The organism is Nostoc sp. 'Peltigera membranacea cyanobiont' 213 (assembly GCF_002245975.1).
In the GTDB taxonomy this organism is placed as follows: domain Bacteria; phylum Cyanobacteriota; class Cyanobacteriia; order Cyanobacteriales; family Nostocaceae; genus Nostoc.
This window is the reverse complement of the sequence record NZ_NOLI01000018.1, coordinates 40,897-52,571: the sequence shown is the minus strand read 5'-3', so window position 1 is coordinate 52,571 and position 11,675 is coordinate 40,897. Positions and strand designations below refer to the sequence as shown.

General features: G+C 42.1%; 12 protein-coding genes. 11 read left to right on the top strand and 1 reads right to left on the bottom strand.

What is annotated here, in order from left to right; translation table 11 throughout:
• The first annotated feature begins 17 nt into the window (after positions 1-17).
• The 11 genes from CDG77_RS08010 (at position 18) to CDG77_RS07965 (ending at position 10,465) form a co-directional block, all read left to right on the top strand.
• Positions 18-740 carry a class I SAM-dependent methyltransferase gene (locus CDG77_RS08010; RefSeq protein ID WP_094328873.1) on the top strand — a complete coding sequence of 241 codons (723 nt, stop codon included), beginning with the start codon at positions 18-20 and terminating at the stop codon, positions 738-740.
• Positions 741-773: 33 nt separating this feature from the next.
• The gene (locus CDG77_RS08005) at positions 774-2,612 is read left to right on the top strand and encodes a carbamoyltransferase family protein (protein WP_094328872.1); all 1,839 of its coding nucleotides are present in this window, start codon (positions 774-776) and stop codon (positions 2,610-2,612) included.
• A gap of 5 nt (positions 2,613-2,617) precedes the next feature.
• The gene (locus tag CDG77_RS08000) at positions 2,618-3,025 is read left to right on the top strand and encodes an SxtJ family membrane protein (RefSeq protein ID WP_094328871.1); all 408 of its coding nucleotides are present in this window, start codon (positions 2,618-2,620) and stop codon (positions 3,023-3,025) included.
• Positions 3,025-3,189 (top strand): DUF5989 family protein, encoded by a 165-nt coding sequence (locus tag CDG77_RS36295; protein ID WP_190233927.1) that lies wholly within the window; start codon positions 3,025-3,027, stop codon positions 3,187-3,189. The genes CDG77_RS08000 and CDG77_RS36295 overlap by 1 nt, the downstream gene beginning before the upstream one ends.
• Positions 3,190-3,199: 10 nt before the next feature.
• Positions 3,200-4,498 (top strand): SGNH/GDSL hydrolase family protein, encoded by a 1,299-nt coding sequence (locus CDG77_RS07995; protein WP_143856976.1) that lies wholly within the window; start codon positions 3,200-3,202, stop codon positions 4,496-4,498.
• A gap of 18 nt (positions 4,499-4,516) precedes the next feature.
• Positions 4,517-5,605 carry an SGNH/GDSL hydrolase family protein gene (locus tag CDG77_RS07990; RefSeq protein ID WP_094328869.1) on the top strand — a complete coding sequence of 363 codons (1,089 nt, stop codon included), beginning with the start codon at positions 4,517-4,519 and terminating at the stop codon, positions 5,603-5,605.
• 11 nt (positions 5,606-5,616) lie between these two features.
• On the top strand, positions 5,617-6,588 hold the full coding sequence (locus tag CDG77_RS07985; RefSeq protein WP_143856975.1) for a carbohydrate-binding protein: 972 nt from the start codon (positions 5,617-5,619) through the stop codon (positions 6,586-6,588).
• A gap of 98 nt (positions 6,589-6,686) precedes the next feature.
• Positions 6,687-7,586, top strand: a complete 900-nt coding sequence (locus CDG77_RS07980; protein WP_094328867.1) for a hypothetical protein — start codon at positions 6,687-6,689, stop codon at positions 7,584-7,586.
• Positions 7,587-7,685: 99 nt separating this feature from the next.
• Positions 7,686-8,369, top strand: coding sequence for a radical SAM protein (locus CDG77_RS07975; protein ID WP_094328866.1), 684 nt, complete (start codon positions 7,686-7,688; stop codon positions 8,367-8,369).
• Between the two features lie 76 nt (positions 8,370-8,445).
• Positions 8,446-9,453: an isopenicillin N synthase family dioxygenase gene (locus tag CDG77_RS07970; RefSeq protein WP_094328865.1), complete on the top strand. Its 1,008-nt coding sequence runs from the start codon at positions 8,446-8,448 to the stop codon at positions 9,451-9,453.
• 58 nt (positions 9,454-9,511) lie between these two features.
• Positions 9,512-10,465, top strand: coding sequence for an isopenicillin N synthase family dioxygenase (locus tag CDG77_RS07965; RefSeq protein WP_094328864.1), 954 nt, complete (start codon positions 9,512-9,514; stop codon positions 10,463-10,465).
• Positions 10,466-10,550: 85 nt separating this feature from the next.
• On the opposite strand, the gene CDG77_RS07960 is transcribed toward CDG77_RS07965, so the two are convergent.
• A complete protein-coding gene (locus CDG77_RS07960; RefSeq protein ID WP_094328863.1) occupies positions 10,551-11,384 on the bottom strand; it encodes an aldo/keto reductase in 834 nt (277 codons plus the stop codon).
• Positions 11,385-11,675: the final 291 nt, after the last annotated feature.

The window sequence follows — 11,675 nt, the reverse complement described above, 5'->3', positions numbered from 1 at the left end:
ATTTTTTATTAAAAGCTATGAGCAAAAATACGATTTCAAATCAAATCAAATCTTTCTTCGATTATCTCTCGTTTAACCTACAATATGAATTGATGCTTTTATCTTTTAGAGGTAAAAGCAGAAAAGAAGTTTTTAGTGATATATATTATCGTAATCGGTGGGATGGTCAGGAATCTATTTCTGGAAGAGGTTCTACTCTTCAACAAACATCGGTAATCATCAAAAAACTACCAATTTTGCTGGAGAAACTTAATATCAAAACAATGCTTGATGCTCCTTGTGGAGATTTTTATTGGTTAAAAGAAGCCCAACTTAATATAGAAAAATACATTGGATGTGATATTGTTGCTGACTTAATTACTACAAATCAACGTAGTTATGGTAACGAAGTCCGAGAATTTACTAATCTCGATTTAGCAACAGATTCACTGCCACAAGTCGATTTGATTTTCTGTAGAGATTGTTTAGTACATCTCTCATTTCAAGATGCTATTGCTGTAATTAAAAACTTTAAAAAAAGCAATTCTAAATATCTTTTAACTACAACTTATCCGGGGATACTTGAAAATAAAGATATTGTTACAGGTGATTGGCGAGCAATCGATTTAAAATTACCTCCGTACAACTTTCCCGATATGCTGGAAATCATTGACGAAGAAACGACTGAAAGAAAGGACTACCCACAAAAGAGTTTGGGTCTATGGAAATTGACTGATATCGAGTTAGGGAATAGGGAATAGGGAATAAATAAAAATGGGAGTTTTATATAAAAAATGCGTATTTTAGGAATTTCAGCTTATTACCACGATAGTGCCGCCGCCTTAGTTGTGGATGGTGATATTGTTGCCGCCGCACAAGAGGAGCGTTTTTCCCGCAAAAAACATGATGCGAGATTTCCTAAAGGTGCGATCGCTTATTGTCTCAAACAAGCAGGTATTGGATTATCAGAAGTAGACCAAATCGTTTTCTACGATAAGCCATTGGTCAAATTTGAGCGACTCTTAGAAACCTATCTCGCTTACGCACCCAAGGGATTAGGTTCCTTTATTGCAGCAATGCCAGTTTGGTTAAAAGAAAAGCTTTACCTCAAAACGTTGTTAAAAAAGGAACTGGCAACCCTCGGAGATTGCAAAAAAACGCAATTACCCCAACTTTTGTTTACTGAACATCACCAAGCGCACGCTGCTTCTGCCTTTTTCCCCAGCCCTTTCGATCGCGCGGCGGTGCTATGCCTTGATGGAGTCGGAGAATGGGCAACTACCTCAGTTTGGTTGGGAGAAGACCATCAACTCACTCCCCAATGGGAAATTGATTTTCCCCATTCCTTGGGGCTGCTTTATTCTGCCTTCACCTATTACACAGGTTTCAAGGTCAACTCTGGCGAATACAAACTCATGGGTTTAGCGCCCTACGGTGAACCCAAATATGTAGACCATATCCTCAACCATCTTTTGGATCTCAAGGAAGATGGCACATTTCGGTTGAATATGGACTACTTCAACTACACCACGGGGTTGACTATGACTACCCCGAAATTTCATCAATTGTTTGGTGGTGAACCACGCCAAAGCGAGGGTAAACTCACCCAGCGAGAAATGGATATAGCTTGTTCTATCCAACACGTTACCGAGGAAGTCGTTTTGCGTTTGGCAAGAACAGTTAAAAAGGAACTGGACACAGACTATCTCTGTTTAGCCGGTGGAGTTGCCCTAAATTGCGTTGCCAATGGACGCATTTTGCGAGAAACAGATTTTCGGGATATTTGGATTCAACCAGCCGCCGGAGACGCAGGGGGAGCAGTTGGAGCAGCATTAGCTATTTGGCATCAGTATCATGAAAAGCCTCGCATTCCTCACGATGGGGATGCCATGCGGGGCGGCTATCTAGGCCCTTGCTTTGGGAAAACAGAGATTCAAGACTATCTCCAGTCTGTGAATGCGCCCTACCAATACCTAGAAGATGACAAACTCATGCCCGAACTTGCTGAAATTCTAGAGCAAGGGAATGTTGTGGGTTGGTTCTCTGGCAGGATGGAGTTTGGCCCGCGAGCTTTGGGAGGTCGTTCGATCGTCGGCGATCCTCGTAATCCCAAGATGCAATCGGTGATGAACCTGAAAATTAAATACCGCGAATCCTTCCGTCCCTTTGCCCCTTCTGTCTTAGCAGAACAGGTTTCTAACTACTTTGAGCTTGAAAGTCCCAGCCCTTATATGCTTTTGGTTGCACCAATCAAAGCCGAGTTGCGGATTCCCATGACAACAGAACAGGAGGAGTTGTTTGGTATAGATAAGTTAAACGTGAAGCGATCGCAAATTCCCGCTATCACTCATGTAGATTATTCTGCTCGGATTCAAACGGTTCATCAACAAACCAATCCTCGATACTATGAACTGCTGCGACATTTTCAGGCAAAAACGGGCTGTGCAGTTTTAGTAAACACATCATTTAATGTCCGAGGCGAACCAATTGTGTGTACCCCAGAAGATGCCTATCGCTGTTTTATGAGAACGGAGATGGACTACTTGGTATTAGAGAACTTTCTCCTCGCCAAATCGAACCAACCCCAGATACAGAAAGATGAATCTTGGAAAACAGAATTTGAATTAGATTAACGCCGATGAACGAAATACAACAACTCGATCGGAAAGGACTACGGGATTTTGGACTGCTTGGTGGTGCGATCGCTGCTGGCTTATTCGGTAGTCTACTGCCCTTGATACACCATGAGTCTTTACCCATTTTACCTTGGGTAATTGCTAGCATCCTTTGGGTGTGGGCGCTGATTGCTCCCACCACGCTCAATGGTGTTTACCAAATTTGGATGAGGATTGGACTAGTTTTAGGTTGGATTAATACGCGGATAATTCTCAGTATTATTTTCTACACCTTAATCACACCAATCGGTCTAGTGATGCGAGGCGTGTTTCATCATGATGCGATGGCCAGAAAGCTAGATGCTGACGTAAAAACTTATCGCATTATCAATCAAGTTAAACCTATAAACAAAATGGAGAAACCCTTCTAATGCTTGAAACAACACAAGACTTGCTGAAAGATTTGTGGGGATTGCTGAAAGAACGCCGCAAGTTCTTCTTATTACCACTCATCGTCACACTATTACTCTTAGGTATCTTGATTGTGTTCGCACAGTCATCCGTACTTGCACCATTTATTTACACACTATTTTGAGGAATGCGAGGTGGTAACATCGTCATTATCATTAAAGCGGTGGGTAGGGGTGATGCTAACCCTAGCTTTATTGCTAGGCGGAATTGTCTTAGGGCTAGCTGTTGTAGAAATTGGCTTACGCATTGCTGGCGTTGAATACAAGACATTTTATACCTTTGATGAACATAGAGGTTGGGCAGGACGACCTTATGCGGCTGGGTGGGTGCATGACGAAGGGGAAGCCTATATCCAATACAACAGTGAGGGTTTTCACGACCGAGAACATTCCTTAGTTAAGCCAGAGAATACTATCCGTATTGCCTTGCTGGGAGATTCTTTTACAGAAGCACGCCAACTGCCACAAACACAAGGACTCGCCGCCGTCATCGAACGCGAACTGAAAAATTGTCCCACCCTAGCAGATCGTGACGTAGAAGTGATGAACTTCGGAGTCAATGGTTATGGAACAGATCAAGAACTAATCGCCTTGCAAGAAAAGGTCTGGAACTATTCACCAGACCTCGTACTTCTGAATTTTTATCCAGGTAACGATGTCATCAACAATTCCCGCAGTCTCACTGAAAAAATGGTGAGTCAGACTGCTATGGATAATAGCGCCCTCATGAAACCCTATTTTGTTGATCGAGATGATAATTGGGTGCTTGATGACTCGTTTGTAAATATGGATATTTATCGCTCACAAAAGTCATTGTGGCATCAGGCTTATCTCCAAGTTCAAGATCGTTTACGGATTTTACAGATTTTAAAACAAGCAAAATACGCTTTCCCACTTCCTCACCAAGATAATAAAAAACGAGACACCCAACTAGCAACACAACCTACAAAAGTTTCTCCCTATAATGACCCTGAATGGCAGAATGTCTGGAAGCAAACAGAATGGCTTGCATACAACACTGCAACCGATCCTGAATGGGAACAAGCATGGCAACAAACAGAAAGACTAATTAGTTTCATACATAATGAAACAATTACTAAAAAAGCGAATTTTGCTGTAGTAACACTAACAACTGCCCTGCAAGTTAATCCCGATCCTGTCGTGCGTCATCATCAGGAAGTGTCAGGGTTAACAGATTGGTTTTACCCAGAAAAGCGGATTGCAGCATTAGGAGAACGTGAAGATTTTACTACTATTAATCTAGGAAAATCTTTTCAGGCTTATGCCGAGCAAAATAATATCTGCTTACATGGGTTTGATAATACTTTTCGTTGCGATGGACATTGGAATGCTTTGGGACATCAGTTAGCAGGGGAGATTGTTGCTAAAACACTGTGTGAAAAGGGATTGACCAAAATAATTCGTAATTCGTAATTATAAGAGTAGGAATTGATGGGAAAAATAAAGCCTTGGCTACAAAATTTATTCCTCATGCTGGCTGGAGTTATAGTTGGGCTGTTAATCATCGAAACTTTTGCCATTACTACTGGAGTTGCTGCCCCACAAAAGTCCAAGGCGCAAATTTTTTATCAATTTATTCAACCGGATGCTCAATTAGGCTACAAACCTAAATCAAACCTGAAGGATTTCAAAACTGTTTGGCAAGAAGCAAAAGTTGCAGAAGTTGCTAATACAGATAGTTATGGATTTCGCAATATAGGGAGAGATTACACAAAATCGAACTTGTATTTTATTGGAGATTCATTTACATGGGGTCAATGGGTCAGTGAAGAAAAAATATTTCCCAGACTGGTAGAATCAGAGTTGCAACAGACAGTAATCAATTTAGGTGTTCCCGGTTATTCTTTTGCTCAATATGAAACATTATTTAATGAATGGATCGCCAAATATAAACCTCAGACAGCCATCTTATCCATAGTTGCTAATGATTTGACTAATTATCCATCTGATATTGGTCAAAAGATATATGATACGCTTAAAGAAAGAAGTTTTTCGCCTTGGTATGAAAAAACCTTTTTGTACCAGTTTGTCTGGAAAAATAACAAAAAAAACTTGCCAGTAAAAGCTGGAACTTCTATCTCTAAAGAAGCAAAAAATGGTTTAACTTTATTTAATTTATCGCTGGCAGCACCTGAGTCAGGAGTAGGTGTAGATAGCGATTATTTGACATCTGATGGAGTGATCAAAGTAGAAGCGGCGTTATCACGAATTATTCGTTTGACCAAAGAAAATCAAGTTAAGCTGTTTGTTTTTCTTGTACCTTCAAAAGAATCAGCTTATATCAAAGATTACGTCCAGTTATTTCCTGAGAATGTAGATTTGCTCAAAAATGAAGAAATTGGGTATCAGCGTTTATGTGACCTTGCAAAATTACAAGATGTAACTTGTGTCAATCTAACTGATGATTTTAGAAAAAATAGCAAACAAGAAAAGCTTTACTTTGATATTGATGGTCATTGGAATCCTGCGGGACATCAACTAGCTGCAAAAGTAATTTTAAAGACTCTAGATAAATCGTAATTCGTAATTAAATGACAATGAGCCAAACAACCGCCGAGGAAATATCTAACGAGATGCCACCGCTTGAAATGGAACTTCAAGACGCTTCTGTACGTATGCCCTATCCTCCACCAACCCCATACCCGATGATGGGGGCTGCTTCGTTAGGAGATATGCCAACCTTTGCGATGGATGGCGAAAATCTTGGGGGTTACTCTCAGTACGGTGTTGCTGCCACTTCGGGGGCAGAAAATCGGCTAGATGTCTTTAGCATTGGCAAAGATAGTGCTGTTTATTACAAAAAGTGGCATGGCTCAGTTTGGAGTGATTGGGAAAGGCTGGGAGGCTACTGTACTTCTGCACCATCTGCGATCGCCAGAGGAGAGAATCGGATTGATATCTTTGTGATTGGGGGCGATCGCTCCGTATATCATAAAGGCTGGGATGGCTCAACCTGGAGCGATTGGCTAAATCTTGGCGGCTACTCTCAGTATGGTGTCGCGGCTGCTTCTTGGGGAGAAAATCGGCTGGATCTGTTTATCGTCAACTGGGATGGAGCCATATACCAAAAGTCTTGGGATGCCTCAATCTGGGGTGATTGGGAAAGGCTGGGGGGCTACTGTATTTCAACACCAGCTGCGGTTTCTTGGGGATTAAACCGGATTGACACCTTTGCCTTGGGTAGCGATCGCGCCATCTATCAAAAGTATTGGGATGGTTCAACCTCGAGTGGTTGGGAAAAACTCGGTGGCTATTCTCAGTATGGTGTTGCGGCTGCTTCTGGAATTGAAAATCGCCTAGATATTTACATCATTGCTCGTAACGGTGCAGTGTACCAGAAGTACTGGGATGGCTCAAACTGGGTCGGTTGGAATAATCTGGGTGGCTACTCTATTGCTGCGCCGGCTGCGGTTGCTTCGGCTCCGAACCGTGTTGAAACTTTTGTGTTGGGTAGCGATCGCGCTGTCTACCACAAGTGGTATCGCGTAGGTGGCAAAGTCTAATCCAAATAAGGTTCAGTTAAAGCTTAACTCTTTCTCAAAGTCAGTTTTTTTAACGAACCGCAAAGAACGCGAAGAACGCAAAGGAAGAAAAGAGGCAAATGACAACCAGCTATCCAACTACAGCAGCAATTTCTCAGAATCGAGGTATGCCATTTCCGGCGATGAGTCCCGCCTCTAAAGAAGATATGCCAACATTTTCCACTGATGGGGAATATTTAGACGGATATTGCCAGTATGGTGTTACAGCCACTTCTTGGTCAGAAAATCGCCTGGATGTTTTACTCACAGCGAGTATTGGCCCTTTATGGCATAAGTGGTGGGATGGCTCAACTTGGAGCGATTGGCAAAGACTCGGTGGTTATTGTATTTCCTCGCCAGCTGCGGTTTCTTGGGGACTGAATCGCATTGATACCTTTGTTTTGGGTAGCGATCGCGCTACATATCGCACATGGTGGGATGGTTCAAAGTGGAGTACTTGGGAAAATCTTGGCGGGTACTCCCACTATGGTGTTGCCGCTGCTTCCGTTGGTGAGAATCGGCTGGATATTTTTGCCGTCGGTATTGATGGCGCGATGTACCACAAGCGTTGGAATGGTTCAGCCTGGGATGAGTGGAACAATCTCGGAGGTTACTGTCTTGCTGCACCGGCTGCGGTTTCTCGCGGCACAGACTGCATTGATACCTTTGTTTTAGGCGGGGATGGTGCGATTTATCATAAGGGGTGGGATGGCTCAACCTGGAGTGGTTGGAAAAACCTGGGAGGGTATTGCCAGTATGGTGTCGCCGCCACTTCTGTCGCTGAAAATCGGCTAGATATTTTTACTGTTGGCTGTGATGGTGCGATGTACCGTAAGACATGGGATGGTTCAGTCTGGAGCGATTGGCAGCATCTCGGTGGTTACTCTACTTCCGCACCGGCTGCGGTTTCTCGGAGTCCAAACTGTATTGACACCTTTGTTGTGGGTGGCGATCGCGCTGTATACCACAAATGTTACTAGCTTTCTCAACAGCATGGCTCATACTCAGAAACTCATCCACTCCGGTTAGAAATCAGCGATCGTGTTGAATAACTGTTGACATTTTAGGAGTTCAAAACGATGTATATTTATCAAGTTGAAATTTCCAATTTTTGTAATCTAACTTGCTCTTACTGTCCTCATCCATCTCAAAGTAGAGCAAAAGGAAATATGTCATTTTCTACATTTGTAGATGTTGTGGAATTAGCAATACAATGTGGACAAAAAGATTTATTTCTTAATAATTTTGGGGAACCCTTACTTCATCCAGAATTATTCGATTTTATCTCTTATGCGAAAACGAAGGGAATTGAATGTAATTTTATAACCAACGGTATACTCCTTGATGAGGAAAAGGCATGGCGCTTGTCTGAATTAGGTGTGCGTGAAATTTATCTGTCAGAACATCTTGTTGGGCAGAAAGAGCGTATTCAAGAAATGTTTAAGGAAAATTCTATTCCTTTGTCTATCGTCTATACCTATAATCCTCATCAGCAGGAAAAGCATGATTGGGCTGGACAAGTTAATTCTAAAACCACATCAAGCCGAAGTTTAACTAGTACGATAGAAAAGTATAAACCTTGCATTTTTGAAACTAAAAAGCGAGTTGTAGTTTTGTGGGATGGAAGTATCAACACCTGTTGTATAGATGTAAACGGAACAGGTATTGTTGGTTCTGTTAAAGATTATCTTGGCAGAACAGATGAATATGAATTTAATGCAATTCCACTATGCAACACTTGTGATTTAATGCGTGAAGAATAATTGATTTTTTTTAGAAAACAGAAACGTTATCAATAACCAAAGAAAAAATCATCAAATTTCTAGGAATTTTATAATTATGACCTCAATCAATGAACTTGCAAAGCAAACAACTGCTACATCACAGATTCCCATTATTGATTTCTATCCATTTGTTACAGGTGACACCAAGGCTAAAGTAGCAGTTGCAAACCAAATTTCTCGCGCTATTGAAGAAATGGGCTGCTTCTATTTAAAAAATGGAGTTTCCCAAACTTTAATTGACCAAGCCTTTACCAAAGCCGAGGGATTTTTTACACTCCCATTAGCAGAAAAAGAGAAAGTAGCCTCAGCAGTAACTGGGCGTAGTCGAGGTTACATACCCTTTGAGAAAATGTTCATTGGCGAACAACCAGGACAATTACATGAGTCCTTTAGTTTTGCTAATGAATTTGACCCAAACAAATCCGGGGCTGACGATTATACAGAGTCCTTGGATGTCCCTAATCAATGGCCAGAAAATCCGCCGGAATTTCGGCAAGTTTTGCAGCAATTCTTTCAAGCTAGCCAAGAATGTGCTTTGAATATCCTAGAAGCATTGGCGATCGCCTTGCAACTACCAAATTCCTACTTTACCGATTTACATTCTCAGCAAAACCACGCCGGAGTTTTCAATTACTATCCCAATATCTCCCAAGCGCCAAAAATAGGACAAACTCGCTTTTTTGAACACACTGATTTAGGCAGCATTACTTTGCTATTTCAGGATCGAGGAGGAGGATTAGAAGTATACACACCTCAAGGAGAGTGGATTACCACCTCATCAGTTCCTAATACCGTTTTGGTAATGGCCGCAGATATGATGTCACGATGGACAAACGATAAATTTTGCGCCACACCTCACCGAGTTTCCGTACCGACTAATTTTCAGAAAGTAAAAGAAAGGTACTCATTTAGCTTTTTTGTGATTCCTAATTACGAAGTAGAAGTCACTTGTCTAGAAAGTTGCTTAAAGGCAGATGAATCTCCCAAATATCCCCCAACTTTTGTAGGCGATCATCTCTTGAATAGAACCAAAGATCGAGCCACAAAATACGGACGTAGTTGAATCTAACTCTGCGTCACTTTGCGTCCCTTTGCGTTTATAATCCACCGACTTTTGACTTATGAACTCAATTCAAGAACTCGAACAACAGACTACCACTTCCACCCAAATTCCCATCCTTAATTTCCATCAGTTTACTGCTGACCAACTCTTACGTGCAATTCAAGAGGTTGGCTGTTTTTACCTGAAAAACTGTGTACCTCAAAATGCAATTGACCAAGCCTTTACTAATGCTAATGGCTTCTTTGCGCTACCAGAAGCAGAAAAAAGACAACTAGCTTGGAAAGACGGCGCAGCGCTTGGATACTTTTACACTAAGTATAACGGTGACTTTCGGGAAGCATTCGTCTTCGGCGAAGCTGTTTTAACAGAACAGATCGATACAGATTCCCCAGTGGCGCAACAGGTTCATCAACACCTGGGACAGCATCCCGCCTTTAGCGATGCTGTGCAGCAATTATTCACAGCTTGTCATGATGCCGGTAATAGCATCCTCAAAGCGATCGCCATTGCCCTAAACTTACCAGAATCATACTTTAGCGATCGCCATCCTCAACAAGCCGACTATGGACTGTTGCATCGCTACTATGAAGTATCCGAACCTCCCCAACCCGGAGAAGCCCGCTTCGAGGAACATACAGATTGGGGCAGTCTATCCTTACTTTTTCAGGATGAAAATGGCGGGCTAGAGGTATGCACTAATGCCGGAGAATGGATTGCTGCGCCCCCACTCCCTAACACACCGATAGTTTTTATCGCAGATGTCATGCAGCGATGGACAAACGATAAATTCCCTGCTACCAAACATCGGGTACTAATGCCAGGCGATGCCCGTAGTCTTCCAGAAAGATACTCCTTAGCTTTCTTTCTCTCTCCTGGTGATGATACAGAAATTGCCTGCATTGAAAATTGTTTAGATGCAGGCAAATCTCCTAAATACCCCCCAATTCTCACAAAGGAATATTACAAACAGAAAACTGAAGATTTGGCAAAAAGATTTAGCAATCCTCAATGAAAGGGAACAGACAAAAGTAAATGGCCTGTTCTCCCCAGAAACTTCTTAATTACGAATTACGAATTACGAATTACGAATTATTCCGTTACCAATTCTCAAGCAGGGCAATAGGTGCAGATGGTGGGGGAAAAGCAACATCCAAAACACTAAGTTCTTCTTTTGTTAACTGCAAATCAAGGGCAGCGCGATTCTGTTCAACGTGGGCGATACTGCTGGCTTTGGGAAAGACGATCGCCTCTTGATGCAACAACCAAGCGATCGCCACTTGTGCAACTGTTACCCCGCGCTGTTGGGCAATTGATTGCAATTTGGGATGTTTGAGTAGTTCGCCTTGTAGCAAAGGTGAATGCGCCGCGATCGGGATTCCTCTTTGCTGACACCAGGATAATAGCTTCCATTCACTATTGCGATGCTGCAAATTATAGGGGATTTGATTTGTAGCAATGGCTTCACCTCCAGGTAAAGCACTGGCTTCTTCCATATCCTCAACATCAAAATTACCAACGCCATAATCTCGAATCTTGCCAGATTGTTTCAACGTCTCAAATGCTGCCAACGTTTCTGATAACGTTACAGGCCCCCGCCAATGCAGCAAATAAAGGTCGAGATAATCCGTCTGCAACCGTTGTAAACTGTTCTCACAAGCTGCGATCGCCCCTTGCCCAATCGCATTACGAGGCGCAACCTTACTAACAAGAAAGACTGATGAACGACAATTAGCGATCGCTTCGCCAATTAAGGTTTCCGCCCTACCCTCACCGTAAATCTCTGCCGTATCAATCAACGTCATCCCTAAATCGATTCCACGACGCAAAGCAGCAATCTCATTGTCACGCTGGGCGATCGCTTCACCCAATCCCGCAGTCCCCATTCCCAATACTGGCATCAATCGACCGGATAGTAAACAAATAGTTTTCATCAGCAATTTCTTAACTTAAAACTTCCACACTAGATCCACTTATTTTCAAATATTTTTGCACAATAAAACACAATTATTTAACTTGTATATTAACTAGACAAAAAAACTCTTGCTCTCTTCTTTGCGCCTTTGGGTGAGAAAAATCTTAATTTCAAACACCCGATTAATAACTCATTCTATTTCAATCCAGTTCAGTCAGTGACTTCCAAATACAAAAATATCCCAAAAATTCTCTCTATTTATTCTCTCTGTGTTCTCTGCGTCTCTGTGGTTCGTTTATTTGGATAATTT

Bases quoted from the DNA above. Each gene is read 5' to 3' on its own strand.
- CDG77_RS08005 (WP_094328872.1), top strand. From the start codon at position 774: ATGCGTATTTTAGGAATTTCAGCTTATTACCACGATAGTGCCGCCGCC.
- CDG77_RS07980 (WP_094328867.1), top strand. From the start codon at position 6,687: ATGACAACCAGCTATCCAACTACAGCAGCAATTTCTCAGAATCGAGGT.
- CDG77_RS36295 (WP_190233927.1), top strand. From the start codon at position 3,025: ATGCTTGAAACAACACAAGACTTGCTGAAAGATTTGTGGGGATTGCTG.
- CDG77_RS07960 (WP_094328863.1), bottom strand. From the start codon at position 11,384: ATGAAAACTATTTGTTTACTATCCGGTCGATTGATGCCAGTATTGGGA.
- CDG77_RS07970 (WP_094328865.1), top strand. From the start codon at position 8,446: ATGACCTCAATCAATGAACTTGCAAAGCAAACAACTGCTACATCACAG.
- CDG77_RS08000 (WP_094328871.1), top strand. From the start codon at position 2,618: ATGAACGAAATACAACAACTCGATCGGAAAGGACTACGGGATTTTGGA.
- CDG77_RS08010 (WP_094328873.1), top strand. From the start codon at position 18: ATGAGCAAAAATACGATTTCAAATCAAATCAAATCTTTCTTCGATTAT.
- CDG77_RS07975 (WP_094328866.1), top strand. From the start codon at position 7,686: ATGTATATTTATCAAGTTGAAATTTCCAATTTTTGTAATCTAACTTGC.
- CDG77_RS07985 (WP_143856975.1), top strand. From the start codon at position 5,617: ATGACAATGAGCCAAACAACCGCCGAGGAAATATCTAACGAGATGCCA.
- CDG77_RS07965 (WP_094328864.1), top strand. From the start codon at position 9,512: ATGAACTCAATTCAAGAACTCGAACAACAGACTACCACTTCCACCCAA.
- CDG77_RS07990 (WP_094328869.1), top strand. From the start codon at position 4,517: ATGGGAAAAATAAAGCCTTGGCTACAAAATTTATTCCTCATGCTGGCT.